Source organism: Psychroflexus maritimus, from assembly GCF_011089875.1.
Classification (GTDB): Bacteria; Bacteroidota; Bacteroidia; order Flavobacteriales; family Flavobacteriaceae; genus Psychroflexus; species Psychroflexus maritimus.
Genome location: NZ_JAANAS010000001.1, coordinates 132,172 through 157,522 on the forward strand (window position 1 = coordinate 132,172; position 25,351 = coordinate 157,522).

At 31.9% G+C, this 25,351-nt stretch carries 25 protein-coding genes, 3 tRNA genes and 1 pseudogene; 8 read left to right on the forward strand and 21 right to left on the reverse strand.

What is annotated here, in order from left to right; translation table 11 throughout:
• Nucleotide 1: 1 nt before the first annotated feature.
• The 5 genes from G7034_RS00570 to G7034_RS00590 all read right to left on the reverse strand — a co-directional run bounded on the left by G7034_RS00570 (nt 2) and on the right by G7034_RS00590 (nt 3,886).
• A complete protein-coding gene (locus tag G7034_RS00570) occupies nt 2-1,132 on the reverse strand; it encodes an efflux RND transporter periplasmic adaptor subunit (RefSeq protein WP_166399009.1) in 1,131 nt (376 codons plus the stop codon).
• 105 nt (nt 1,133-1,237) lie between these two features.
• The gene (locus G7034_RS00575; RefSeq protein WP_166399010.1) at nt 1,238-1,633 is read right to left on the reverse strand and encodes a hypothetical protein; all 396 of its coding nucleotides are present in this window, start codon (nt 1,631-1,633) and stop codon (nt 1,238-1,240) included.
• Complete coding sequence (locus G7034_RS00580; RefSeq protein ID WP_166399011.1) at nt 1,630-1,815, reverse strand: hypothetical protein; 186 nt, start codon at nt 1,813-1,815, stop codon at nt 1,630-1,632. The genes G7034_RS00575 and G7034_RS00580 overlap by 4 nt, the downstream gene beginning before the upstream one ends.
• Nucleotides 1,812-3,257 (reverse strand): erythromycin esterase family protein, encoded by a 1,446-nt coding sequence (locus G7034_RS00585; RefSeq protein ID WP_166399012.1) that lies wholly within the window; start codon nt 3,255-3,257, stop codon nt 1,812-1,814. The genes G7034_RS00580 and G7034_RS00585 overlap by 4 nt, the downstream gene beginning before the upstream one ends.
• 59 nt (nt 3,258-3,316) lie before the next feature.
• Nucleotides 3,317-3,886, reverse strand: a complete 570-nt coding sequence (locus G7034_RS00590) for a hypothetical protein (RefSeq protein WP_166399013.1) — start codon at nt 3,884-3,886, stop codon at nt 3,317-3,319.
• Between the two features lie 444 nt (nt 3,887-4,330).
• On the opposite strand from G7034_RS00590, the gene G7034_RS12055 reads away from it, so the two are divergent.
• Complete coding sequence (locus G7034_RS12055; protein ID WP_394351929.1) at nt 4,331-4,543, forward strand: DUF2683 family protein; 213 nt, start codon at nt 4,331-4,333, stop codon at nt 4,541-4,543.
• 259 nt (nt 4,544-4,802) lie between these two features.
• On the opposite strand, the gene G7034_RS00595 is transcribed toward G7034_RS12055, so the two are convergent.
• Nucleotides 4,803-5,423, reverse strand: coding sequence for a potassium channel family protein (locus G7034_RS00595; protein WP_166399014.1), 621 nt, complete (start codon nt 5,421-5,423; stop codon nt 4,803-4,805).
• 52 nt (nt 5,424-5,475) lie between these two features.
• Nucleotides 5,476-6,144 carry a hypothetical protein gene (locus G7034_RS00600; protein WP_166399015.1) on the reverse strand — a complete coding sequence of 223 codons (669 nt, stop codon included), beginning with the start codon at nt 6,142-6,144 and terminating at the stop codon, nt 5,476-5,478.
• A gap of 143 nt (nt 6,145-6,287) precedes the next feature.
• Between G7034_RS00600 and G7034_RS11850 the strand changes: the two are divergent.
• Nucleotides 6,288-6,395: pseudogene (locus tag G7034_RS11850) on the forward strand (NAD(P)H-dependent glycerol-3-phosphate dehydrogenase); the annotation flags it as partial.
• 1 nt (nt 6,396) lies between these two features.
• On the opposite strand, the gene G7034_RS00610 reads toward G7034_RS11850, so the two are convergent.
• Nucleotides 6,397-8,265: an ABC-F family ATP-binding cassette domain-containing protein gene (locus tag G7034_RS00610; protein ID WP_166399016.1), complete on the reverse strand. Its 1,869-nt coding sequence runs from the start codon at nt 8,263-8,265 to the stop codon at nt 6,397-6,399.
• A gap of 203 nt (nt 8,266-8,468) precedes the next feature.
• Between G7034_RS00610 and G7034_RS00615 the strand changes: the two genes are divergently transcribed.
• The 3 genes from G7034_RS00615 to G7034_RS00625 are packed head-to-tail and all read left to right on the forward strand — an operon-like array spanning nt 8,469 to nt 11,686.
• Nucleotides 8,469-8,990 (forward strand): DUF4199 domain-containing protein, encoded by a 522-nt coding sequence (locus G7034_RS00615; RefSeq protein ID WP_166399017.1) that lies wholly within the window; start codon nt 8,469-8,471, stop codon nt 8,988-8,990.
• Between the two features lie 2 nt (nt 8,991-8,992).
• Complete coding sequence (locus tag G7034_RS00620; RefSeq protein WP_166399018.1) at nt 8,993-9,958, forward strand: glycosyltransferase family 2 protein; 966 nt, start codon at nt 8,993-8,995, stop codon at nt 9,956-9,958.
• A 6-nt stretch (nt 9,959-9,964) separates the two neighbouring features.
• Complete coding sequence (locus G7034_RS00625) at nt 9,965-11,686, forward strand: phospho-sugar mutase (protein WP_166399019.1); 1,722 nt, start codon at nt 9,965-9,967, stop codon at nt 11,684-11,686.
• Nucleotides 11,687-11,738: 52 nt separating this feature from the next.
• Here the strand turns inward: G7034_RS00625 and G7034_RS00630 are convergent, their stop codons facing one another.
• From G7034_RS00630 to G7034_RS00650, 5 genes are all read right to left on the reverse strand, one after another.
• Nucleotides 11,739-12,347 (reverse strand): hypothetical protein, encoded by a 609-nt coding sequence (locus G7034_RS00630; RefSeq protein WP_166399020.1) that lies wholly within the window; start codon nt 12,345-12,347, stop codon nt 11,739-11,741.
• Nucleotides 12,348-12,397: 50 nt separating this feature from the next.
• Nucleotides 12,398-12,823: a hypothetical protein gene (locus G7034_RS00635; RefSeq protein WP_166399021.1), complete on the reverse strand. Its 426-nt coding sequence runs from the start codon at nt 12,821-12,823 to the stop codon at nt 12,398-12,400.
• Between the two features lies 1 nt (nt 12,824).
• On the reverse strand, nt 12,825-13,355 hold the full coding sequence (locus G7034_RS00640) for a hypothetical protein (protein WP_166399022.1): 531 nt from the start codon (nt 13,353-13,355) through the stop codon (nt 12,825-12,827).
• A 33-nt stretch (nt 13,356-13,388) separates the two neighbouring features.
• Nucleotides 13,389-13,928: an RNA polymerase sigma factor gene (locus G7034_RS00645; RefSeq protein WP_166399023.1), complete on the reverse strand. Its 540-nt coding sequence runs from the start codon at nt 13,926-13,928 to the stop codon at nt 13,389-13,391.
• Between the two features lie 69 nt (nt 13,929-13,997).
• A complete protein-coding gene (locus G7034_RS00650) occupies nt 13,998-15,818 on the reverse strand; it encodes an ABC transporter ATP-binding protein (RefSeq protein ID WP_166399024.1) in 1,821 nt (606 codons plus the stop codon).
• 165 nt (nt 15,819-15,983) lie between these two features.
• Between G7034_RS00650 and G7034_RS00655 the strand changes: the two genes are divergently transcribed.
• Nucleotides 15,984-16,787, forward strand: a complete 804-nt coding sequence (locus G7034_RS00655) for an alpha/beta fold hydrolase (protein WP_166399025.1) — start codon at nt 15,984-15,986, stop codon at nt 16,785-16,787.
• On the opposite strand, the gene G7034_RS00660 is transcribed toward G7034_RS00655, so the two are convergent.
• Nucleotides 16,784-17,485, reverse strand: coding sequence for a DUF4197 domain-containing protein (locus G7034_RS00660; RefSeq protein WP_166399026.1), 702 nt, complete (start codon nt 17,483-17,485; stop codon nt 16,784-16,786). The two genes, G7034_RS00655 and G7034_RS00660, sit on opposite strands and share 4 nt — an antisense overlap.
• 5 nt (nt 17,486-17,490) lie before the next feature.
• Nucleotides 17,491-18,009, reverse strand: a complete 519-nt coding sequence (locus G7034_RS00665) for a shikimate kinase (RefSeq protein WP_166399027.1) — start codon at nt 18,007-18,009, stop codon at nt 17,491-17,493.
• A 108-nt stretch (nt 18,010-18,117) separates the two neighbouring features.
• On the opposite strand from G7034_RS00665, the gene G7034_RS00670 reads away from it, so the two are divergent.
• Nucleotides 18,118-18,190, forward strand: a tRNA-Lys gene (locus G7034_RS00670).
• A 204-nt stretch (nt 18,191-18,394) separates the two neighbouring features.
• Nucleotides 18,395-18,478, forward strand: a tRNA-Leu gene (locus G7034_RS00675).
• 97 nt (nt 18,479-18,575) lie between these two features.
• Here G7034_RS00675 and G7034_RS00680 read toward each other — a convergent pair.
• The 6 genes from G7034_RS00680 to G7034_RS00705 form a co-directional block, all read right to left on the reverse strand.
• Nucleotides 18,576-19,358, reverse strand: a complete 783-nt coding sequence (locus G7034_RS00680) for an enoyl-CoA hydratase-related protein (RefSeq protein WP_166399028.1) — start codon at nt 19,356-19,358, stop codon at nt 18,576-18,578.
• A 257-nt stretch (nt 19,359-19,615) separates the two neighbouring features.
• Nucleotides 19,616-19,689, reverse strand: a tRNA-Asp gene (locus tag G7034_RS00685).
• A gap of 117 nt (nt 19,690-19,806) precedes the next feature.
• Nucleotides 19,807-20,718, reverse strand: a complete 912-nt coding sequence (locus G7034_RS00690; protein WP_246166694.1) for a DUF58 domain-containing protein — start codon at nt 20,716-20,718, stop codon at nt 19,807-19,809.
• Between the two features lie 73 nt (nt 20,719-20,791).
• On the reverse strand, nt 20,792-21,109 hold the full coding sequence (trxA, locus tag G7034_RS00695; protein ID WP_166399029.1) for a thioredoxin: 318 nt from the start codon (nt 21,107-21,109) through the stop codon (nt 20,792-20,794).
• A gap of 156 nt (nt 21,110-21,265) precedes the next feature.
• A complete protein-coding gene (locus tag G7034_RS00700) occupies nt 21,266-24,445 on the reverse strand; it encodes a T9SS type A sorting domain-containing protein (protein ID WP_166399030.1) in 3,180 nt (1,059 codons plus the stop codon).
• A gap of 87 nt (nt 24,446-24,532) precedes the next feature.
• On the reverse strand, nt 24,533-25,345 hold the full coding sequence (locus G7034_RS00705) for an enoyl-ACP reductase FabI (RefSeq protein ID WP_166399031.1): 813 nt from the start codon (nt 25,343-25,345) through the stop codon (nt 24,533-24,535).
• Between the last annotated feature and the right edge of the window lie 6 nt (nt 25,346-25,351).

Sequence of the window (25,351 nt, forward strand, 5' to 3'; positions counted from 1 at the left end):
ATTATTTGGTCAAAAATTGCGACTTAAACTCAACAAGTTCTGGATTAACTTTCACGCTATCTTTAACCATTTGCAAGCCTTCATAAAGGATTTTATCTTCTGGTTTTAAATTAGATACCACGTAAAAGTCTTTGTATTTTTCCTTAATATTAATTCTAGTTTTTTCTGCTCTATTCGCTTGATTTATTTTAAATACACTAAAATTTCCTTGCACTTCACTAACACATCTTTTGGGAATAAGCAATGCATTTGATAATTCAGAAACGCCTAAACGTGCTCGTGCAAATTGTCCAGGTTTAATCAGGTGCTTTTTATTTGGAAAAATTGCTTGAACAAGGATTGCTCCAGTAATATTATCTACTTCTCTATTTATGAACTTAATTTTTCCTAATTCTGAAAAAACACTACCATCGCTTAAAACAAGACGTAAAGGCAATTCTAAGAGCTTTGACTGATTTTCTTGGCTACGTTTAGAAAAAGCTAAATAATCATTTTCTGTAATAAAAAACTCAACACGAATAGAATCGATTACAGAAACAGTGGTAAGGATTTTATTATCGGTTGCTCTTCCTATAAACTCCCCAACTTGAACAAGGGTTTTACCTACTACTCCGTCAACTGGCGATTGAATACTTGCATAGCTTAATCTCAAGTTACTTATGTTTAAGTTGGCTTTAGAGGAATTAACTAAGGCTTCAAGAGCTTTAGATTCTGCCTTTGCAGCATCCAATTCTTTTTGACTTACAGCATTAATTTTTGCTAAAGGTTCTATCCTATTTAAATCGCTAATAGCGCGCTGCAGATTCACTTTGTTTCTTTCGAGTTGATTTTCTGCTTTTATGACGGCTTCTCTTAAGGGTTCAGCATCAATTTTATAGAGTTGTTGTCCTTTTTTAACAAAACCTCCTTCTTGAAATGTTTGGGCTTCTAAAAAACCCTCATTTCTAGCTCTAACAGATACATCTCTATAACCATAAACCTGAGCAACAAAGTCTTTTTCTATAATTATATCTTCTTGAATTGGTTGAACTACTTTAACCTTTAAATCAGGCTGAGGTTCAGCAGTTTTTTCCTGATCACAACCAATAAAAACAGAAATTAATAAGACTAAACCAATGTATTTTTTTTCCATGATGGATTTAAATCAAAATATTATGTTACAATTTTACAAACTTTATAATAAAGTAAAAAAATAAAATTGAGTATTTTTTTTAAAAATACGCTTAATTCTAAAAATTTAACAACAAAAACACAATGAGGTTGAATGTTTTTTACTGAAAATCAAATCATTCAACTTTACTTTAGATGGTGTAATTATTGTTTCAGGTATCTTTAAGCCAACAGAATTTGCAATATTTAAATAATTTAGTTCATTAGGGTAACGTTTAAAATAATCACCAAAATATTTTTTTGTTTGAGTCTGAAGTGCTAAAAAAATATAGTTTTTAATTATTATAAGTTCTTTTTCTAGAAATTCAACTTCTTGTGAAGTTTTATCATCTAAATTTTTCAAGTCTATTAAAAGATTAATATCCCCTTTTCTGTGAATAAAATATTTCACATCATTGATATTAATGATTTTTTTATTTACAGAAATAGAAAAATATGAATTAGCAATTTCTATATCTATCAAGTAAACTTTATCTTCATTTGTAGAGGTATTATAGTATCTGGTGCATGATGTTCAGCAAACCAATATCTTGAGAATCCTAGTATATCAGCTTTCTCTACATATGAAAAGCTTTGATTCAAAAGATTTTCAGCTGTTTCATTCTCCAAATCAAAAATACCAAGGTCTAATATTCCAATATTCATAATCTTGTATAAGGTTTAGTATCCTTGACTATAACCAAAGCATCAAAATCTTCTTCTATAATTGAATCGTAATAATGACCATAAATCCTGCATTTATTTTTATTGTCCATGTTGGTTAGATGATAAGGATTGTTAGAGTTAAAACTTAAAAAATAAATAGAATCTTTATAAGCATGGTCGTTAAAAGATTCTGTTGCTAGATACTCTAAAGCCTCTTCTTTAGGTTTTTTAAGCTTCTTGTCGAACCACAAAAACCTTTTCTTCTTTCCATTATATGAGCTATAAGCAATAAAATAATACTCGTTTCCATATCTCTTATTTAGCTCATCTCCTAGAGAAATTATATTCTTATTTTTGAAATATTTTGATGCATTAGGCTTTTTTCTAAAATGTGTAGAAGAACCCCATAAAACTATTTTGCCGTATATAGGACTTAAACTATCTTTTAAAAAACTAATGTTTTTACCCATTTCATAATCTCTTAAATTATTTATGTCGTGGTGCTTGTCTAAACTAATTCTTTTTGCATCTGCAATAATATTTTTTAAGGTTTGTGTCAAAATCATTTTTGAAGTGGCTTCCATTTCAACTTTCTCTAAATGATTTACTATTTTATTTGTATGGTTGATAATATAATCTTTTTGAATATCATTTTTTAGCTTTAAATGATAAGAACTTTTTGTGACTAACTTTTTCAAATATTCAAAGTAAACTTCATCATTTATTAAACTTAAATCGATCTCAGGTAATTCAGTTTTCAGGAAATCTTTAAAATTATCTACCGTATTTTCTCCTGAGAATTTGGTTTCAAATCCAATAATTAGAATAGAGTCTTTTTTTTTGTTCATTTCCTTTACATACTCAAAAAGTTCATATTTTTCTGTGCATGCTAGCATGTTATACATACCTTGAAATATTGGATTAGGATTATCTGTAGCTAAAAATTTTCTATACCCATAGTAAACTTCAAATAGATTAGATTCAAAAGCAACTATGCCAAATCCTTTTTGCTGGTGTAACTCTTTAATTAGATGAATACGTTCTGAGTTGATAGTTCCTTCAAAATGAGTAGGATCTCCTAAAGCTACAATTTTTACTCTATCATCTAATTGCTTAGCGATTTCAAAATTTATTTGAGAGTTAATCTCAAAGCTGTTTAAAATAAACGTCGAAAAGAATAAAATTAAATATTTGAATAGGTATGGTTTATGGTAAAATCTTGTTGCTTTACCATAAACCAGTAAATTGTAGAATAATTTAAACGGGTACACAAACGATACCTTTACAGGAGTGTGAACAAGTTTTTTTGACCCACAAACAATTAATCTACTGCCTGTTAAAGCTAATTCGTCCTGTGATGCAGAACCTCCATTTATAATTAGCTTTTGTTTGTCGTTTAAGGAAACTATTCTTTCCCTATTTAATTTGAGTTTTTTTTTCATTTGTAAATATTTTGTTTTCCCCTACTCATTCAAGACTTTTCGGTTTACGCCATAAAATATCACATATGTTCATTAAGCTCAAGAATATCTATAAGTGCAGACACTTCATCAACTTCTGTATTTTTATTAAAAGGTTTTCCATAGGTCATCCTGTAAAATCTGTTCAAGTAAAGAAGAAACGAACTTTCTTTAATATCTTGATTGTGATAAGCATTATTCAAATAATTGAAATTTTTTAATCTAGCTTCTTTGCTATCACTATGGTGTATAATTAAAAATGGAGTGTAAGCTGCGATTTCACCATAAACAGACTTAGAAGGATAACCGTATTTTTCTAAAAAATATTCGATTTTAAGCAAATTTATAGCATCAATTTCATTGTTCTCCCTAATACAATTTTTATGTTCAATAGAATCTAATCCATTAGCTACAATCAATCCTGCACATATTTCTCTTATAGTCTGATCGCTTTTAAAAATGCTTTCAAGATAGCTTTGCTTTTGGTATTGTGTAGTTAAGTCATCAATTTCTTTTATCTCAGCACCAGTTAATTTAAACTCATCTACTACGTGATTACAACTAGCTGTCATCATAAATAAAATCAACAACAATTTAATTTGTTTTTCCATATTAATTAATGTCAAAAATTATCACCATCAGTTTAGATTTCAGTTTCCTTTTTGTTTACATTCCAAAACTAACGTATAAAAGTCATAAAAATAAACTTTTTATTTGCAGATTTTTTGCAGATTTATGCAAGTTTTGTGCAATTAGTGTTAAAATTTGAGGGGTGGTGGCTTGTTTGGTGTAGGGTGATGGGTGTTTGGTAATTGATGTTGTCCCGTATCGCTTCACTCACGGGATTAATTCAATTACGAAATTAAAATTTCTATTTCATTGAAGGTGTTGGGTGACTGTAATTGTGATAAAAAGACATAATCCTAAAGTCATTATACAGAATTATTTGGTTCACGTAGAAAAGCATCTGTCGCAAAAAAAACAGTTTCAATACACAAAAATAGGTATATTTGTAATTGTAACAGTTACATAGTATAGTTACTATAACTTTAAAAATTAATGAGGGTTCTGAAAAAGGAAAGACACTACTCGCTTTTTTAAAAGCATTTCATATTGATAAAGATCAAAAGGATGTAAAAATGCTAGAAGAACCAGAATCCCCTTACAACCCAGAATTTGTGGCTAAAATTAAAAATGCTGAAAAGGAAATTGAAGATGGTGAAACCTTTTTACTTGAAACAGATTCCATATGGGAAAGTATGAAGTAGAAGTCACCAAATCTGCCAAACAAGATTTAAAAAAACATTCATTAAATACAATACCATTTATCAAATGAAATTACGGCAATAAAACGCCTTTTTTCTTGCTATCTTTTTCATTACAAAAAAAGCATAACTTTGGCTAGGTCTGATTTTTCGAATTTAGATAATTAAAAACCTCCATTTTCTTTTACAGGAATTTCAAATAATAACTAGTATAAGAAGAATAGTAACACATTTCTAGAAACATTAAATAAGATTGTATGTACTAGTTTTTAAATGAATTTAAGCGTCCATTAATATAGGATAGAAGTGCACCAAAAGAAACAACACCTGTAAAGATTAAAATCATTGCTAAAAATCTACCTAAATTTGTAACAGGGTAGAGGTCGCCATAACCAACAGTACTTATTGTAACCATTGCCCACCAAAGGCAATCCTCGGCAGTGGTAATATTACCAACCTCTTGTTCTAGATACAATACACCAACAGAAGTTATTAACAAAGAAGAAACAATAAAAAAGATGATGAATCCAAAAAAACTTTGTTTGGGTTTACTTTTAACAAAATCTAATATAGATGCTAAAGAGGTGATAGAATTAAGTATTCTAATAATTCTTACAATTCTAAAAATCCTAAAGAATCGAAATTGATACATAACCGGAACAGCTGACAAAAGATCTAACCAACCTACGGTGAAAAAAAATCGAAATTTATTTTTAGATTCAAAAAACTGCTTTAAGAAATCAAATAAAAAGTACAAGCATAAAATAAAATCATAATACCAAAGTAAACGATAAATCTCAGAGTCTGTAGGTAGAAAAAAACTATAGATTAAAATAACAATTCCTAGTAAAGAAAACAAAAGAACAAGCAACTTGTTAATCATAACTTTGGCTTTCGTAAAAGTTTAAACACAAAAACTGAATTTTAAATTGGCTTTACTTCAAAGATTTAACCAATTTCTTGGCGTAAGTTTTGGCAAATTTATCTAAATTATAAGGATCTTCTATAGAAGCGGTTATAACAGCTAACAATTGCTCTCCCTCCTTTTGATTTAAATCGTAAACAACGGTTTCTACTATATAAGTCTTATAAGAATAAGTTGTTGAAGAAGGTTCTACATAGGTACCGAAGCTTGAATAAGAAAGTGGATTGTAATAATAAGAAAAGAAACCGGTATAATAATACGGATAATACCTTGGCAGGGTTGCTCCTGCGTAATATCCGCCTTCTGTTACTGTCCTGGTTGTTTCTTTTACATCTTTAATAACACTTAAAACCACACCGTCGTAAGCTTCATTTTTCAAAAAATCACGAAAAGCCATTTTTTGATCTTGACTTAGTTCCTTTTCTACTTTAATTTTTGTAGGAAGTGTTGTAGCACTTGCTGTTGCTTTAACACCATTTTTTTCTAATTGTTCTTTGAGTTCTCCTTCAAAGGCAAGTCTTGCTTGTGTGTTATCTGTTCTTGCTATTACTAAAACTTTGTTGTCCTTTATAGCTTCAAATTGTTCAGATTTCCATACGTCAGAGACCTTTATACTTGAACACCCTGTAAGATTAATTATTACCAAAAGTAAAATTGAAAATGAGATAGATTTTTTCATGTTATTTATTTTAAAACAATAGTATGAAAAAAAATCAAAAATTAAGTCAATTTTTATAAAATGATTTGGTTATTGTTAATAAAATTAACTTTGCTATTTTGCCTTAAAAAGCAGCATTAAAATTTTATACAATCAACTATTTTTCAAAAAAGAAAACCAAAACACCTATTATTAATGCCGTTCATAAAGTACTTTACGAAAACAAAAATCCAAGAAAAGTTTTCAAGAAATTGAGTGATAAAATGGATTAGTTTATTCTTCCATTTTCATCGACAACTCCAGCCATTCATCAGATTTAGCTTCAATAGACTGGGTAATTTCTTCAAGGTTAATAGAATTTCCCTTAATCTCTTCGGGAGAAAGTTCTTCTAAAAACTTATGCTCTAGTTGCTTTTTTTTCTTTTCTAAATCCTGTATTTCTTTTTCTAATTTTTTAAATGCTTTTTGTTCGTTATAGGATAAACTTTTAGTTTTATCGGTCTTTGTGTTTGCTGAAACAGACTTTGTTTCTTGGGGCTTTTCCTCTTTATCATCAGAATTTTTCAAACGCTCTTCTATTTCTCTATAATCTGAATAATTGCCAGGAAAATCTTTTATTCGATGATCTCCAAAAACAAACAAATGATCAACAATTTTATCCATAAAATAACGATCGTGAGAAACCACTAGCAAGCAACCGGGGTAATCTAACAAGAAATTCTCTAACACATTTAGGGTGATAATGTCCAAATCGTTGGTAGGTTCATCTAAAATAAGAAAATTCGGATTTTGAATTAAAACCGTACATAAATAAAGTCGTTTTCGTTCTCCACCACTTAGTTTTTCAACAAAATCGTATTGTTTTTTTCGATCAAACAAGAAACGCTCAAGAAGTTGTTGAGCAGAAATTTTTCTTCCCTTTTGTAAAGGAATGTACTCGCCAAATTCACGTACAACATCAATTACCTTTTGCCCTTGTTTTACTTGAATTCCGCCTTGGGTATAGTATCCAAATTGTACGGTTTCACCAATCACAACTTTGCCCGTATCGGGTTGTAGTTTACCGGTTAAAATTTTCAAGAAGGTAGATTTCCCTGAACCATTTTTTCCAATAATACCAATTCGGTCTCCTTTTTTAATATTGTAATCAAAATCTGTAAATAAATCTTTGCCTTCAAAGGATTTTGAAATTTTATGCATCTCTACCACTTTTGTTCCAAGGCGTTGCATATTTATTTCCAATTCAACTTGGTGGTCTTTTCTTCGTTTATGAGCGCGTTCTTTTACGTCACCAAAATCAGAAATTCTTGATTTTGATTTTGTAGTTCTGGCTTTAGGTTGTCTTCGCATCCAATCCAGCTCCTTTTTGTAAAGCTGTTTTGCTTTGCTAACGGTAGCTGCTTCCGTTTCTAAGCGTTGCTCTCTTTTTTCTAAGTAATACGAATAATTTCCTTTATACGTATAAAGTTCGCCTTCATCTAATTCAATAATAGAATTACACACACGCTCAAGGAAATACCGGTCGTGGGTCACCATAAACAAACTCATGTTTTCTGAAGCAAAGAAACTTTCTAACCATTCAATCATCTCTAAATCAAGGTGGTTGGTAGGTTCGTCTAGAATTAGCAAATCGGGTTGTTGTAGTAACAGAATAGCCAAAGCCAAACGCTTTTCTTGCCCACCCGATAAATCGGCTACTTTTTTACTTAAATCATCTAATTTAAGTTTAAATAAGATTTGACGGTATTGGGTTTCAAAATCCCAAGCTTGAAGCTGATCCATTTGATCAAATGCTGCTTGGTAAGTTTCAGTATCATCTAAATTTTGTAGGGCTTTTTCATATTTACTAATAGCTCTTAAAATCTGATTATCTGAAGCAAAAATAGCTTCTTCAATACTCAAATTGGGGTCTAAATCAGGTTCTTGATGTAAAATTCCAACTTTTAGCTCTTTGCGATAATTCACTTGACCTTCGTCGGGGGTTTCTTTTCCTGAAAGAATTTTAAGTAAGGTGGTTTTACCCGAACCATTTTTAGCCACAAACCCAATTTTTTGACCTTGATTTATACCGAAAGAAATCCCTTCAAAAAGAGTTAAAATACCGTAAGATTTGCTTATATTTTCAACTGAAACGTAATTCAATGTGAGTAAAATTTAGTGATTAATTTGTTGCAAAGATAGGCTATAAGTTGAAACCTAAGCAAAATAAGCCGTCTAATAGAAAAGCAATGAAATGAAAATCAAGTTTTTTTTAATAAGGGCTTGTAACAAAATCCAACAAAATAGACCAATACAAAAGAACAATAAAAATAAAACACTTATTTTAGCAATTTAAATTTAAATTAATGGAAAATCAAGTTTCAGTGCAAAAGTTTGGGGTAAATACAGGAGTTATTTACGGAGGAATTTCAATTTTAACACTTTTTATAACCTATAGCCAAGGAGAAAACATCAAGACTGTATTATCAATTGTAAGTTTAGTCATCTTAATTGGCTTACTTTATTACGCAATTACTGATTTTAAAAAGAAAAATGGCATTCTTACGCTTTCTAACGCTATAAAAATCGGACTTATAACCGGCGTAATTGGAGGTTTGATTTATGCCGTTTATCAATACTTGCATTATACCGTAATTGACCCAGATTTTATTATAGAAATGAAAGAAACTGCAGTTGAAGAAGTTGAACGAACTTTTGTAGAAAGCAATGCTAGTACTGAAGAAAAAGATGCCGCTTACAAAGGACTTGAAATTTTTACTTCGCCTTTCACCCTAGCAACTTTAGCCTTGTTTGGGCAAATGCTGAAATCATTCATTATAGGCTTAGTCTTAGGTTTGATTTTCAAAAATAATCAACAAGATTACTAACTATGCAAATTTCGGTTGTTATTCCTTTATTTAATGAAGAAGAATCTATTCAAGAGTTAGTTGAATGGATTTTGAAGGTAATGACTGAACATCAATTTTCATTTGAAATTATTTTTATCAACGACGGAAGTAAAGATGAATCTGAAGGAATTTTAAATCAGCTTACGCAAAAATTTGAATTTGTTCACGCTATTCATTTCCTTAAAAACTACGGTAAATCACAAGCTTTAAATGCTGGTTTTAAAGTAGCCGCTGGCGAAGTTGTAATTACTATGGATGCCGACTTACAGGATAATCCAGATGAAATTCCTGAGTTGTATCAAATGATTATTGAAGAAAAATTTGATTTAGTTTCTGGATGGAAAAAAGTTAGACACGATGCTGTACTGACTAAAAATATACCTTCTAAGCTTTTTAATAAAGTAGCCAGTTGGACTTCTGGAATTAAGTTACACGATTTTAATTGTGGGCTTAAAGCCTATAAAAAAGAAGTAATTAAATGCATTGATGTAAAAGGCGAAATGCACAGATACATCCCTATTCTAGCAAAAAATGAAGGTTTTGAAAACATTGGAGAAAAGGTAGTAAAACACCAAGCCCGTAAGTATGGAAGCACAAAATTTGGGCCTGAGCGTTTTGTTCATGGATTTCTAGATTTAATCAGCGTTTGGTTTTTTACCAAATTTGGAAAAAGACCTATGCATTTTTTTGGAGCACTAGGAGGCTTAATGTTTCTCATTGGTTTTTTTGCATCAGCATGGATTGGTATTTCCAAAATTTATAAACTTTGGAATGGCTTACCAGCGATTTTAGTGACCAACAATCCATGGTTTTATATCGCATTAACCGCAATGCTTATTGGCATACTTTTGTTTATAGCGGGGTTTTTAGGCGAATTAATTTTGAAAATTGACCACCAAAGTCAACGCTATCAAATTAAATCGAGTACAAAAAAAATTGAAAATTAATACATTATGGAAGATATTTTAAAAAAAGCTCAATATTGGATGAGTAGTTTTTTTGATAATGAAACTAAAAACAAAGTTCAACTGCTAATCGATCAAAATAAAAAAGAATTAGAAGAGAGCTTTTATCAAAATCTTTCTTTTGGTACGGGAGGAATGCGCGGTGTGATGGGCGTTGGAACCAACCGAATAAACAAATATACCTTAGGTAAAAACAGCCAAGGAATTTCAAATTACATTCATAAAACTTTGCCCAACCAAGCACATTCTGTAGCTATAGCTTATGATTGTAGAACCAACAGCAATACCCTTGCTCGTGTTGTAGCTAATGTATTTGCCGCCAATCAAATTAAAGTCTATTTATTTCCAGAATTACGTCCTACTCCCCTACTTTCTTACAGCGTAAGAGCCTTAAATTGTACCTGTGGAATTGTGCTTACGGCTAGTCATAATCCTCCTGAATACAATGGGTATAAAGTGTATTGGAAAGATGGTGGTCAACTGGTACCTCCACAAGATGAGGAAATAATTCAAGAGATTGAAAACTTAAATTACGAAGAAATTAAGCTTGTTGGAAATGAAGAGTTAATTGAACTCCTTGATAAAAAAATTGATCAAAAGTATTTTGAAGAAGTAGTTAAAATAGGAACCTTTGATGCCACTCCAGAAGCTAGAAAAAACCTCAACATCTGCTTTACTTCCTTACACGGCACTGCAATTAAAACGGTTCCTCCTATTTTAGAAAAGGCGGGGTTTAGTCAAGTGCATATTGTGGATGAACAAGCTACGCCAGATGGACAATTCCCTACGGTAAAATCGCCTAATCCAGAAGAACCTGAAGCTCTTGAAATAGCTATCAAATTAGCTGAAGAAAAAAACAGCGACTTGGTAATTGGCACCGATCCAGATGGCGACCGATTAGGAATTGCTGTGAGGGATTTAGAGGGGAATATTCAATTATTAAATGGCAATCAAACCATGGTTTTAATGACTTGGTTTTTACTGGAAAAATGGAAAAAAGCAGGAAAGCTTTCAGGGAAAGAATTTGTTGCTTCTACCATTGTTTCTACACCTCTAATGAAGGTACTAACTGAAGATTACGGGGTTACTTATAAAGAAGCTTTAACCGGTTTTAAATGGATTGCAAAACTAATTAAAGACCATCCCGAATTAACTTATATTGGCGGTGGTGAAGAGAGTTTTGGCTACATGGTTTCTGATGTAGTTAGAGATAAAGATGCTAATTCGGCTATTTTGCTAACCTGTGAAATGGCCGCTGAATTAAAGGCTGAAGGAAAAACACTTTACCAAAAATTAATTGAGATTTACCAGACGTACGGCTTTTATCAGGAACACTTAGTTTCCTTAGTAAAGAAAGGTTTAGCTGGCGCTGAAGAAATCAAACAAAAAATGATTGATTTAAGAAAGCAGCCTTTAAGCGAAATTAACGGCGAAAAAGTAGTATTGATAGAAGATTATAGCACTTCTGAAGCTAAAGACTTACAAAATAACGAAACTAAATCCATTGCTATTCCTAAGTCAAATGTGTTGATTTACTATACAGAAAATGGAACAAAGGTAGCCGCAAGACCAAGTGGCACCGAACCTAAAATAAAATTCTATATAAGTGTAAATGAAGCCTTTTCTAAAGTAGAAGATTTTGGTCAAAAACAAGAAAAAGCTTTAGAGAAAATCAATGCGATTTTAAAAGAGTTTGGAGTAGAGAAGTAAACTGAGTTATTTTACTATATCAATAAATAGCCAACTTAAAAAAGTTGGATATTTATTCTTCTATTTGTTCCAGTGGATTGGGTTTATCTAAATAAATTTCTGGTTCATTTCTTCCTTGTTTGGTAGGTACCCAGCCTAAGGTAAAGCTGAATAATCCTCCAAATCCTCCCTGAGTAGCAACCGCATCATAAAACCCAACACCTGCTTCAAGAGTAATATTTAGGCCTTTTGTGCTAGTTCGCTGAAACCCATAATAACCCCCATAAAACGCCAATGAAAACTTTTTATCACCCTTCAAGTTATGGGTAAGAAGCAAAGGCTCCCAAAAAAACGAAGACGCAGGACCAAAGTAATTTGCTGAGTTACCGGTTACTTTTTTAAATGCATCAGTTCGTTCTTTGAAGTTATGGTAGTATCTAATTCTAGTATTAAAAGCTAGTCCAAACATACTTCCCTGTTCAAGTACACCAAGTGTAGGAGAAAAGCCTGTTGAAATACTTAGGTTTCTAAGTAATCCTAATTCGTAATTAAATCCTGTTCCTATGGTAAATTGATGACGTTCAAGATTAACAATCCCACCTATTCCTTCAGATTTTTGCGCTTGAAGTGAAAGCGTAAAGCATAAAAGCAAAATACCAAGTCTAATCTGTATTGATTTCATTGAAAAAGTATATAAAGTTAAATTTATTTCAACCTTTTTAATCCTTATAATTAGTCTTCTTTTTTACTTCGGTATTGTTTTAGTAGCTTCTTGTTGAAATTATACTCAGCTTTTTTCAATTTCATTATTTTTTTTGCAGAGATAACACCTTTGAGCTCTTCTATAAAATCTAATCGGTAGATGAGACGCTCATCATGATAATTGGTATAATCTTCTAAGAGTTGAATAGATTCTTCATCTGTGAGTTCATCAATTCGGTTAAGTCTGTTTTTTATACTTTTCCAAATTCCATCTTTAAGCGAATTATACTTTTGCGTATTTCGATTGTAAACCGGCCAAAACCGTTCGGCTTCAGTACTACTCAAGTTTAGTTCAGAGGTAAAATAAGAGACCTTTAACGCATAAATTTGCTCATCGTCTTGGGCAAAAAAAGAGCTTGTAAAAAATAATCCAATAAGTAATAATAGATTTTTCATTTTATTTGTTTAAAAAATCAGCATCGTATAAATCTTCTTCAAAATAATTTAATATTTTTTGTTGGTCAACTTCCATCAAATCATGTTCAGCAATATCATTAATTTGAAATTCGTTGTAAAGATCAAAAGACAAATCATCATAAGGTAAGATGTAATCTTCCACATAAAGATTAATTAACTGTTGGTCTAAATTTTCAATGACTAGCGTATTAGATGCTTTTGGTTTCACTTTTTTGTTTAAACTAAAAAACCACAAACTTCCCAACACTACCAAAACTGCGGCGGCGGTTTTCATCCAATAGCTTAAGCTAACTACTTTTGACTGAGAAGCCTTTTCAAATTTTGTTTCTTCAGCAATTTTTGTCTTTATGCGAGGTGTTAAATGGTCAAAATAAGCTTCAGGAACTTTAAATCCAGGTATTACTTCATCAGTCCTTTCATCCTTCATTTTTACTTTCAATTTTTGATTAAAATTTTGAAAATAATGAGGAGGTGTTTTAAACCCTGATTCTATTTCATTTTTATTTTTCATGCTAATTATTAGACGAATATATAGACAAAAAGTTTAAACTGATTTTAAAAATTCTTCTATTTTTTTAGTTGCATGGTGGTAGCTTGCTTTTAGAGCTCCAACACTCGTATCCAATATTTCTGACATTTCTTTGTATTTTAAATCTTGAAAATATTTCATATTAAAAACTTGTTGTTGTTTTTGAGGAAGTTGTGCAATAGCTTTTTGTAATTTCAATTGAATTTCACTTCCTTCAAAATACACATCACTTTTTAAGTCATTAATCATTTTAGTATGTAATTCCTCATCAGAAATTTGAAGTCGCTTAGCTCGTTTATTTAAAAAGGTGATGCTTTCATTGGTTGCAATTCTATACATCCAAGAGTAAAGTTTAGAATTCCCTTTAAATTTATCAATATTCTTATAAATTTTAATGAACACATTTTGAAGCACATCATCGGTATCTTCGTGAGATTTAAGCATAGTTCTAATATGCCAATACAAACGCTCTTTATATTGGTTAAGCAGTTCTTCAAAGGCTTCATTTTTAAAGGCTTTGTCTTTTAACTTCTCAACTAATTCACGTTCTTCCAATGGAAAATAATTTGGGTGCTAATGTAAATGATAAATTGGCAAGTTGTTTCTATTTATGATAGTCTTTAATTATTCAAAAGACTGCATTTCTACCAGTTTTCTATAGGTTCCATTTTTCAGCATTAACTCGTCATGCGTTCCTTTTTCTACCATTTCGCCTTGATGCATTACAACAATCTGATCTGCTGACTGAATGGTTGAAAGTCGGTGCGCAATAACTACCGAAGTTCTATTTTTCATCATATTTTCAAGTGCTTTTTGCACTAATTTTTCACTTTCTGTATCCAAGGCTGAAGTAGCTTCATCCAAAATCATAATAGGTGGATTTTTAAGTACGGCTCTGGCAATCGAAATTCGTTGCTTTTGGCCACCGCTTAATTTTCCGCCGCTATCGCCAATATTGGTATCAATTCCTTTGGGTAAACTCATTACAAATTCATAAGCGTTTGCAATTTTTAAAGCTTCTAAAAGTTCTTCTTCAGAAGCGTCTTGTTTGCCTATAAGTAAATTTTCTCTAATGGTGTCATTAAATAAAATAGAATCTTGAGTAACTAAGCCCATTAATTGCCGTAAAGAGGCTTGGCTGATTTTTTTAATATTTTGACCATCAATTTTAATTTCACCTTTTTGAATATCATAAAAACGAGTAAGTAGGTTAGCTATGGTTGATTTTCCACTACCGGATTGACCAACTAAAGCTAGAGTTTTTCCTTTTTCTACCTGGAGGCTAAAATTCTTCAACACCCACTCTTCCTCATAAGCGAAACTGATATTATCAACTTCGATACGGGCATCAAACAAAGTTTTATTTATAGCATCAGGAGCGTCTTCAATTTCATTTTCAGTTTCTAAAATTTGAAGGATTCTATCGGCAGCTGCATTTCCTTTCTTCACGCTATATGAAGCTTTAGAAATAGCTTTTGCTGGCGTCAATATCTGATAAGAAAGACTCATGTAAACAATAAAAAGTGCGGCATCTAGACTTTTTTCATCCAAAACCATTTGTCCTCCATACCAAAGTAAAATAGCAATTACTCCTATTCCTAAAAACTCTGAAGTTGGAGAGGCCAAGTTTTGCCTATTTAAAAGCTTATTTGAGAAATTATAATATTGTTTAGTTGAAGCTTGAAATCGTTCATTAAACTTTCTTTCAGCATTAAAGCCTTTAATTATTTTCAATCCACCTAAGGTTTCTTCTAAAATTGACAAAAAAAGTCCTTGTTCTTCTTGAACCCGATCTGACTTTTTCTTTAAAGATTTTCCTATCCTGGTTATAATAAAACCAGAAATTGGAATAAAAATAAAAACAAAAAGAGTAAGTTTCAAGCTAATTGCAAGCATACCGATTATGGTGAATATAATGGTTAATGGTTCACGAACAATCAATTCTAAAATAGATAGAAATGAATGCTGAACTTCCAAAACATCACTAGTAATACGAGCAATAGTATCACCTTTTCGCTTTTCTGAATAATGTGAAAGGGGTAATTCAATGGTTTTTTTATACATTGCATCTCTAATATCTTTTAACACTCCATTTCTTAGGAAGGTAATAAAAAACATGGCTAAATAGTTAAAGAAATTTTTAAGTAAAAACATGCCAATGATTAAAACCACCATGTAAATTAAAACATCTGCTCCTTCTTCAGCCTTTTGCGTTATAAAAAAATTCAAATAATTTTCTGCATATTTAGTAGCTTCAGTCAATCCTTGCCAAACAGGTTTTTCATAAATTGGCTCATCATCACCAAATAAAACTTTTAACATAGGAAAAAGCGAAATCATAGCTAGAGTACTAAACAAAGCATAAAAAATATTCGCAATAATGTTTAGAATAGCAAAAGTTTTATAAGGTTTCGCAAAGCGAAGAATTTTTCTGAAATACGTCATTAGGTCAAATTTAGCTCAGCTACAAATTCGTTAATAGTGAGCAAATTTAAACATTAAGTTACAGATGTCAATTAAAAATTCAATATAAGAGCTTACAAAAAGTAAAAAAATTAATTATTCTAAAAAATCATGCTTGAATAGATAAATAATAGCGATTTTTACAACGTGATAAGCTATCAAAAACATACGCATTCAAATTCTTCGACTTGGGTTACTTTTATTCATGGTGCCGGAGGAAGTTCTTCTATTTGGTTTAAGCAAATAAGAGATTTTAAAAAGAAATTTAATGTCTTGCTAATTGACTTAAGAGGGCACGGAAACTCTAAAAATCATTCTATTCAGTTTAAAGATAGCTTTAAAAACGACTACACTTTTGATTTTATTACAGAAGATATAATTGAAGTAATCGATTTTGAGAAAATTGAAAAAAGTCATTTTATAGGTATTTCTCTGGGCACAATTTTAATTAGAAATATTGCCGAGAAGTATCCAGAGCGAGTAGAATCTATGATAATGGGTGGTGCAATACTTAAAATGAATGTACGGTCTAGGTTTTTAATGCGAATGGGAAATATTTTTAAATCGGTAATTCCATATTTACTGCTTTATCGTTTTTTTGCTTTCATTATTATGCCGCGAAAAAATCATAAGCAATCAAGAAGTTTATTTGTAAGAGAAGCTAAAAAATTATACCAAAAGGAATTTATAAAATGGTTCAAATTAACTTCAGAAATTAATCCTCTACTCAAGCTTTTTAGGCAAAAAGACATCAATATTCCTTCCTTATATATTATGGGAGAACAAGACCATCTGTTTTTGCCTAGTGTAAAGAAAATTGCAGAAAAGCATAAAAAAGCCCGACTTTATATTGTTGAAAAATGCGGGCATGTAGTTAATGTTGAATCGCCTATTCTATTTAATCAAGAAAGTATCAAGTTTATACAATCACAACCTATAATCAGCACTTAATCTTGAAGACTAAATACTCTTCTCAATAAATCCGTTGTTCTAGCCTGAGCATTGTTTCTGATTTCTTTTTCTTCTTTAGCAATCATTATAAAAACCCCTTGCATAGCTTGTTGAGTGATATAATCAGACAAATCGGTGGTTACATTAGAGGTCAACGGAAGGTTATTGTATTTAGAAATCAAATTAGACCAAATCTCATCAGCACCTACTTTTTGAAAAGAATCTTCAACAACAGGATAAAAGCTTGCATATAGTTCTTCAGAAGTTTGTCTTTCAAGAAACTGGGTTGCAGCATTTTCATTACCCATTAAAACTTTTTGTGCATCTTGAATTGACATATTTTTTATAGCATTAACAAAAATAGGAGTAGCTTCTTTTACGGCATCTTCAGCAGTCGCATTTAAAGCTATTAATCCTTCATCTGCAAGGTTATTTAAACCTACCCTTCTTAGCGCGGTTTCAACTTTTCTCAATTCTTCTGGTAATAAAATTCTAACCTCCTCATTTTGAAAAAACCCACCAGGTGCTGTGAGTTCTTTAACTTGACGCTCTACACCTAACTCTAAAGCTTGTTTAAGGCCGCTACTTATTTGTGAATCAGATTGATTGGTTAAAACTGCTTCATTAGCAATTTGTTGAAGTTCGTCACATGAAGATAATGTAAAAGCTAAACAGAGTAAAAAAAATGTTTTCTTCATTGGTTTTAATTTAATTGATTTAATATTTGAGTTATATTGTTTTCAATACTTTGAGTTTCTACGTTAATAGTAAAATTAGCCAAGAAATAATAATTTTGACGTTCAAAAAGGTGTTTTCTAATGAAATCTTCAAATTCATCTAAATGCTTTAAATGCTGAAGCAAAGGTCTAACATTTTTTTCATTGTACAAGCGCTTGCTTAAAAATTGAAAACTAGCCTTCAGATAAAAAGTGTTTTTTGAATACTTATTGATTAACTCCATATTATTGGCATAACAAGGAGTTCCTCCTCCTAATGACAAAACAAATGACGACTCGTGATTTAAAATTTGTTTGAGGTAATTAGTTTCCTTTTTCCTGAAACTAATTTCAGCCTTGTTTACAAACAAATCACTTATCGATTTACCTTCCTTTTGCTCAATATAGGCATCTAAATCAATAAAATTGATTTCTAACTCTTTGGCGAGTGCGTTTCCTAGCGTTGATTTACCAACCCCCATATAGCCTAATAATATTATTTTCAATAGCTTATATTTTATAATGGATAAACAATAAATAAAAGCACAAAAATACTTATTATTTTATTGCATATTTAAAAATAGCTAGTATATTTGCACCCGCATTGAAAAAATGATCTGGTAGCTCAGTTGGTAGAGCATCTCCCTTTTAAGGAGAGGGTCCTGGGTTCGAGCCCCAGCCAGATCACAAAATTTAAGTTCTGAAGTTGATGGGCGAGAAGTTTATCCCGTGATAGATTTCAAGGAAACGCAGTGACCGTAGAAATATTATACGGGAAGCCCCAGCCAGATCACAAAATTTAAGTTCATTTTTTGATGCTTTCAAAAGCATTTAAAAAACAATAAAACTTCCTCTTACTTTTAAGAGGTTTTTTTTTATATTTACTTTATTGCCCAGGTGCTGGAATTGGTAGACAGGCATGGTTGAGGGCCATGTGTCCGTAAGGGCGTGCGGGTTCGACTCCCGCTCTGGGCACTTTTATAACTATTTAGTATTTTGATAGTTATAGTTTAAAATTAAGTAGGTGGGATTCCTACTGGGATTATTTTTTAGGACTTTTTCAAGTTTTTAATTATTCTCCTTTAAATACAGGCTTTCTTTTCTCTACAAAAGCGGTTACTCCTTCTTTGTAATCTAAGGTTTGCGCAGAGGCAATTTGATATTCAGATTCTAAAGCTAATTGCTCTTCTAATGAATTTTGCATAGATTTATTCAGGGCTTTTTTAGTAAAAGCTAAAGCTTTAGTAGGCATTTGTGCCAATTGTCTAGCCAATTTATCCACTTCTAAATCAAATGTTTCTGAAGAATAATAGGTGTAAATCATTCCCATTCTTTCAGCTTCAATAGCATCAACTTTATCGCCTAACATAGCTAATGCAGAGGCTCTTTGAAAACCTATTAAGCGAGGTAAAAAAAAGGTTCCTGCAGAATCTGGAATTAATCCAATTTTTGAAAATGCCTGGATAAAACTTGCTCTTTCTGAAGCAACAACAATATCACACGCCAAAGCAATATTAGCTCCAGCACCAGCTGCAACTCCATTTACTGCAGCAATTACTGGTTTTTCAATGTTCCTAATACGAGTTATTATGGGATTGTAATGCTCTTCCAAAATCTTTTTAAAACCCGGATTTTGATCTGTATTAGTTACTTCTCCCAAATCCTGTCCTGCACAAAAAGCCTTTCCTTCTCCCATTAAAACAAGCGCCCTTACCTCATCATTTCTTATACAATCATCTAAAGTTTTCTGTAAAAGCAAAGCCATCTCCCGATTAAAACTATTAAACTTTGCAGGGCGATTTAACTTGATATATGCTACACTATTTTTTACCTCAATCAATACACTTTTTTCCATAAAACATTTATTTATCTATATTTTCGAAATTTACAAAAATATTAGAATTTGCCTAGGCGATTATACAATAAGTATTAACTGATAAAAGGAGGGCCTGTTAAATTCTAATTAAGCTATTAAAACTAAAGGGGAAAGTAATCGATAGATTAACTTGTGTACTTGAATTAAAAAAAGCCTTTCCATTTGGAAAAGCTCTTCAACGGTTTTAAAAAAACCCGAGTATTTACATACTCACAACACAACTTCATAAAAAAAAGCGGTCTGGACGAGACTCGAACTCGCGACCCCCTGCGTGACAGGCAGGTATTCTAACCAACTGAACTACCAGACCGTTGCTTTGTAGCGAGTGCAAATATAAAACCATTTTTTGTTTCAACAAATCTTTTTATTAGGTTTTTTTAGTTTTTTTTACTTGCCTATTTTAAGTTATTGAGTTCTATATTTTTAATTATTGAACCTCTTCTAAAAAACTTTTGATTAAGGAAGTTGTACCTCTGTTCACGTTACAATATTGATAGTTTATTTGGTACTGTTGGCTACTATTTTTAAGTTGATTTTTAAATGCTTTAATTTTTTGAACATATTCATCTTTTATTTGTTCTGGAAATACATCTAAGGATTGGTTAGTCTCTAAATCATGAAATCTAATGGGTTTATTTTCAAAATCTAAGTTTACTTCCTCATCTTCGTTAAAAGTATGAAATATAACCACTTGATGTTTATTAAATTTCAAATGTTGAATAGCTTCCAAAAGTTTTTGATTTTCTACCTCCGTTTGAAGAAGGTCGGAAAATATAAATATCAAACTTCTTCTGCTCAAAGTTTCAGCCAACTGATGCAAAAAGCTGAAAGTCTTAGTTTTCTTATTTTGTGGGTTTTCATCTATTAATTCAATCAATTTGTTTTCAAGATTACTAAAATGAGCGTTATTTCCTTTTGCCTTTTGATGGTAAGTAATCTCATCATTATAAATGCTAAGGCCAATCGCATCTCTTTGCTTTTGAAAAATTTGCATTAAGCTTAATGAAGCTATAACAGCAAAGTCTATTTTTCTTAATCTATTTTTATTGGGTTTAAAATACATAGAAGAAGAAGAGTCTATGATTATTTGGCATCTTAGGTTTGTTTCTTCTTCGTATTTTTTGGTATATAGCTTATCGATTTTTGCAAAGAGTTTCCAATCAATATGTTTTGTGCTTTCTCCCTTGTTATACAGTTTATGTTCTGCAAATTCGGCAGAAAATCCATGAAATGGGCTTTTATGTATTCCACTAATATAGCCTTCCATTACTTGGTTAGCAAGAAACTTGAAATGATTAAACTTTTTAGATTCTTTATTTATTTGCTTACTATTCATCATTACATATAAAGTATAAATGTAAAAAAACCTGAGTGAAGACTCAGGTTTTTTTACATTTTATTTTTTGAATATCTTACATAGCTTTTTCAATAGCTTCTGTGTAAGTTTCTTTAGGCGCAACACCTACTTGACGTTCAATTAATTCGCCGTCTTTAAAAAGTAAGACAGTTGGAATATTTCTAACTCCATACTTTGCTGCAAACTCTTGATTTGCATCTACGTCAACTTTACCTACAACAGCTTTTCCTTCGTATTCTTTGCTTATTTCGTCAATGATTGGCCCAACCATTCTACATGGTCCACACCAAGCAGCCCAAAAATCAACAAGTACGGGTTGCTTACTTTTTAAAACAGTTTCTTCAAAACTTTGATCTGTTATTTCTAATGCCATAATTTTAATTTTTCACAAAAGTAATTATATTTTTTAAATAGCTGTGTTATTAAGTTTATAAATCGATATTATTCAACTACTTCATTAACTAAATTACATAAAATTAAAAAAGGGGTATTAATTCTACCCCTTTTTCTATTAAAAATTTATAAATACTTACTTCTTAATCACTTTAAAGTTTTCGGATTCACCATTAATTTCAACTTTCATGATATAAGTTCCTGAAGGAATTCCTTCTAAATTTAGTTGGATTTGATTATTATTAGGTGTAAAAGCTTTCACTTTTTTACCAGTTATATCAAAAAGTTGTATATCGTCAATAACATTGATTGCGTTTACGTTTAAAATGTTTTCTATTGGGTTTGGATAGTAGCTAAAGTTGTCAGCATCAAAATCGGTTGTGCTGATGTCTGTAGGCGAGCTAACTTTGAAATCAAATTCTTCAGGAAGCTCTCCCTGACCACCTTGACATGATTGAGCAATATCGGTAATTAAAATCATATAGAAAGCACCTGTTGTAGATTCGAATTCTAAATCAGTAAGTTCTACTCCATCATCATCTGAATCCCACAATAAATTACCTTCATTGCTAAATCCGTCATAAATCCTTAACACGTCGTTGGAATTTGCTAAATCTTCAATACTACCAGAATTCCAAGTCATTAATAATCCTTCTTCAATAGGATCTGCAGTTGATAAAAACAACCACTCTTTAAATTCATTGTTTCCGTAACAATATACCTCTTCATAAGATTCTCCTGCTCCAATCTCAATAGGGATAATTGGACTTCTAAAGTTGTGAGGACCAACCCAAACGCTATAATCTTCAGTTTCTAAATCGCAGACGCCTCTCACCCAAAATCTGTAATTGGTGGTAGATTCTAAATCGTCTAAAATAAGGCTTTCTTGATCAACAAGAACTGTTGTATTTCCTTCGTCTCCTTGTTGCGTTGGTGTTAAACCATATTCCACTTCCCATTGAGTTTCATCTCCAAGAGCATCCCAAAATAATTCTATTTCTGCTGGTCCTGTGATTTGATCACCAAGGTTTCCTGGTCTTGCACAAGATATAAAATCTACCTCTAAGGTGTAATCAATACTTGTATTAAGCCAGTGAGAAACTACAATGTAATAATTTTCACCAGCTTCAACAGGAACTTCTATTAAATTAATATCGCTTGAACCATCACCAAAAGCATTTCCAAATCCGTCGAGACAAAAGTCTCCTATATCGTCACAAGTGTCATAAACAAAAACTCCTGCATAAGTCCCTGAAATGTCTTTTAAAGTAATATCTAGGCCTCCGCTTTCTTCAGCAGTGTAGCGATATACAACATCGTTTTGGTTTAAGTGTTGAAGTGTGCTTCCACATTCGCTTCCTGGAAGTCCACTATAAATACTAGTATAGTTACTTGTAGAATCGGAATCAGAAAAAGGAACTTCATCAATTTCAATAGCAGCTCCACAGGCATCTCCAGTATTGAAAGTACTAAAAACCGCTTGGCGTAAATTGCTTAATCCATTTTCTGCACCACAATCTGCTTGAATAGTAGCTAAATAATCATTTAATGGCTCTAAGCCTGTAATTTCAAATTCACTAGTACCAGCTTCTGCTATTTCTGTGAACAAAGGGTCATCTACTTCAATATTTGCTCCAGATTCATAAATATTTATAATAAATCCTTCTGACGCACTAGGCGAATTATTCCAAGTTGCATTTGCAAAAACGTCTCCTCCTAAAACATCAAATTCTGTAAGATTAAAACAAGAAGGTGCTTCTTGTATAGAAACATTGTCAATAGCCATTTGACTAGCTGAACTACTTCCACTTTCGCCTAAAAATCTAAATTCAATAGTTTCGTTTGCAAAATCTGTGATGTCAGCTACAACCTCTTCCCAAAAATCGCCGTTTGATTCTTGTTGTTGTCCAGAAATACTAAACACTTCAACCCAATCTGTATCACCCAGTGTTCTCGCTTCTAAACTAAGTGTTCCCATATCCTCTCCGTACATGTGATAGTAAAATGATATGGAGGGCTCCTCTAAGTTTGCTAGGTTTGCTGCGGGTCCTTTAAAAGAAGCTATTTCTCCACTTGATGTAGAATTGGAGCGAAGGTAAATATAATTTCCATCTCCATTGAAGTCTTGATTAGGCCCTGTATCTGATGAATTAGTATTTCCTGTTCTAGTTCCCCAAAAGAAACCATCTACAGGTTCATCATTTTCCCAACATTCATCCAAGACCATATTATCGTTTGCATCAGTTGTTCCTGTAGCCCATCTTGGACCATCAAAATTTTCAACATAAGGGGTAAATACCACCCCACATTCTGTTTCAAATTCAATTAATGATCCACTACTTAAACCATCATCAACACCGCAATCACTTAATAATCTAAGGGTGTAAATTGAGCCCGCTTGCAAGCCTTCTATAGTTAGTGTGTTTTCAGTAGAACCAACAGTTCCGTCCAAAAACGGGTTTTCATCACTTAGGTTATTTCCAAACTCATAAACTTCCCAAATGTAACCTTCAGAAGCTTCCGATGCAAGATCCCAAACTAAATCAATTGAGTTAGCATCAGTTGTGATTGCTATATTTTCAGGATCAAAACATGTGGGCGCTGAACCAACATAAACTTCATCAATGGCCATATTTCCAAGAGAGCCATCGCCGCGTTCACCTAAAAATCTAAATTCTATGTTAGTTGCCGTATCAAAGTCTGTAAGAGCAACAGTTTCTTGAATCCAGTCGTCTGCTGAAGAAGTTTGTTGTTGTCCTGTTAGACTGAACACTTCTGTCCAATCTGCATCTCCTTCCTCTCTTACTTCAAGGCTTAAAGTTCCCATATTATCTCCAAACATGTGGTAATAGAAACTGATGATTGGATCGGTTGCAGTCCCTACATTAATTGTTGGTCCTTGAAGGGTAGCAAGGTCACCATCATTACCTGAGGAGGTTCTCAAATACACATAATTTCCTCCTCCAGACACATCATCACTTGGACCTGTGTTTGACGAGTTGGTATCACCTGTTCTTGTTCCCCAGAAAAAACCAGAGGTTGGGTTACTTTCCCAACATGGGTCAATTTCGGAACCACTATTAAAAAAACCAGAACCTGCTACCCAATTATCACCATCTAAATCATCTAAATAAGGAGCTTCTATCGGGTCACAATCCTCAAATAAATACGCATCTAAGTTACTAGTAATTAAATGATTTGAAACGCTAGTAAATGGTATATTAAATGGATTTGAATTAGAATAGCTTGAGGCTTTTAAATTGGTAGATATAACCAAACACAAAGCAACAGCTAATAAGGGTATTATTTTTCTCATATTAATCTAATTTTAATTTGGGTTTAAATTTATAAATTAATTACAAATTCTTAACGCAATGTTGAATATAATTTTAAAATTAATTATTTATTTCTCGAATTTAGCCATTACTTCATCACTAACTCCTGTATTTGAAAACCCACCATCATGAAATAAATTTTGCATGGTTACTTTTTTAGTTAGGTCTGAAAAAAGTGTAAGCGTGTAGTCTGCGCAATCTGCTGCAGTAGCATTGCCAAGAGGAGACATTTGGTCGGCATAATTTATAAACCCATCAAACCCCTTAACTCCTTTTCCAGCGGTGGTAGGTGTTGGTGACTGTGAGATTGTGTTAACTCTAACTTTTTTGTCTTTCCCGTAAAAATAGCCAAAACTTCTTGCTATTGATTCTAAAAAGGCTTTATTATCTGCCATGTCGTTATAATCAGGAAAAACGCGTTGCGCTGCCATATAAGTAAGTGCAACTATACTTCCCCACTCGTTCATTGCATCTTTCTTATGTAATGTTTGCATTAATTTATGAAAAGACATCGCAGAAACATCTAAGCCTTTATGTGTCCAATCATAATTTTGATTTGTATAGTGTTTTCCTTTTCTTACATTTATTGACATTCCAATAGAGTGAAGTACGAAATCTAATTTTCCGCCTAAAATTTCAATAGATTCGTCAATAAGCTTTTCTAAATCTTCTACATTTGTAGCATCTGCAGGAATAATTTTGGCATTGGTTTTTTCAGCCAATTTTTTTATGCTTCCCATACGCATAGCAATAGGAGCATTGGTTAATACAATCTCTCCTCCTTCTTCAACTACACGCTCTGCAGTTTTCCAAGCAATGGAGTTTTCGTCTAAAGCTCCAAAAATAATTCCTTTTTTTCCTTTTAATAAGTTATAGGCCATAGTGTC

What these genes read in the sequence shown, in the direction of transcription:
- G7034_RS00570 (WP_166399009.1), bottom strand. Translation starts at nt 1,132, where the DNA reads ATGGAAAAAAAATACATTGGTTTAGTCTTATTAATTTCTGTTTTTATT.
- G7034_RS00580 (WP_166399011.1), bottom strand. Translation starts at nt 1,815, where the DNA reads ATGAATATTGGAATATTAGACCTTGGTATTTTTGATTTGGAGAATGAA.
- G7034_RS00585 (WP_166399012.1), bottom strand. Translation starts at nt 3,257, where the DNA reads ATGAAAAAAAAACTCAAATTAAATAGGGAAAGAATAGTTTCCTTAAAC.
- G7034_RS00590 (WP_166399013.1), bottom strand. Translation starts at nt 3,886, where the DNA reads ATGGAAAAACAAATTAAATTGTTGTTGATTTTATTTATGATGACAGCT.
- G7034_RS00595 (WP_166399014.1), bottom strand. Translation starts at nt 5,423, where the DNA reads ATGATTAACAAGTTGCTTGTTCTTTTGTTTTCTTTACTAGGAATTGTT.
- G7034_RS00600 (WP_166399015.1), bottom strand. Translation starts at nt 6,144, where the DNA reads ATGAAAAAATCTATCTCATTTTCAATTTTACTTTTGGTAATAATTAAT.
- G7034_RS00615 (WP_166399017.1), top strand. Translation starts at nt 8,469, where the DNA reads ATGGAAAATCAAGTTTCAGTGCAAAAGTTTGGGGTAAATACAGGAGTT.
- G7034_RS00620 (WP_166399018.1), top strand. Translation starts at nt 8,993, where the DNA reads ATGCAAATTTCGGTTGTTATTCCTTTATTTAATGAAGAAGAATCTATT.
- G7034_RS00625 (WP_166399019.1), top strand. Translation starts at nt 9,965, where the DNA reads ATGGAAGATATTTTAAAAAAAGCTCAATATTGGATGAGTAGTTTTTTT.
- G7034_RS00630 (WP_166399020.1), bottom strand. Translation starts at nt 12,347, where the DNA reads ATGAAATCAATACAGATTAGACTTGGTATTTTGCTTTTATGCTTTACG.
- G7034_RS00635 (WP_166399021.1), bottom strand. Translation starts at nt 12,823, where the DNA reads ATGAAAAATCTATTATTACTTATTGGATTATTTTTTACAAGCTCTTTT.
- G7034_RS00640 (WP_166399022.1), bottom strand. Translation starts at nt 13,355, where the DNA reads ATGAAAAATAAAAATGAAATAGAATCAGGGTTTAAAACACCTCCTCAT.
- G7034_RS00650 (WP_166399024.1), bottom strand. Translation starts at nt 15,818, where the DNA reads ATGACGTATTTCAGAAAAATTCTTCGCTTTGCGAAACCTTATAAAACT.
- G7034_RS00660 (WP_166399026.1), bottom strand. Translation starts at nt 17,485, where the DNA reads ATGAAGAAAACATTTTTTTTACTCTGTTTAGCTTTTACATTATCTTCA.
- G7034_RS00680 (WP_166399028.1), bottom strand. Translation starts at nt 19,358, where the DNA reads ATGGAAAAAAGTGTATTGATTGAGGTAAAAAATAGTGTAGCATATATC.
- G7034_RS00690 (WP_246166694.1), bottom strand. Translation starts at nt 20,718, where the DNA reads ATGATGAATAGTAAGCAAATAAATAAAGAATCTAAAAAGTTTAATCAT.
- trxA (WP_166399029.1), bottom strand. Translation starts at nt 21,109, where the DNA reads ATGGCATTAGAAATAACAGATCAAAGTTTTGAAGAAACTGTTTTAAAA.
- G7034_RS00700 (WP_166399030.1), bottom strand. Translation starts at nt 24,445, where the DNA reads ATGAGAAAAATAATACCCTTATTAGCTGTTGCTTTGTGTTTGGTTATA.
- G7034_RS00705 (WP_166399031.1), bottom strand. Translation starts at nt 25,345, where the DNA reads ATGGCCTATAACTTATTAAAAGGAAAAAAAGGAATTATTTTTGGAGCT.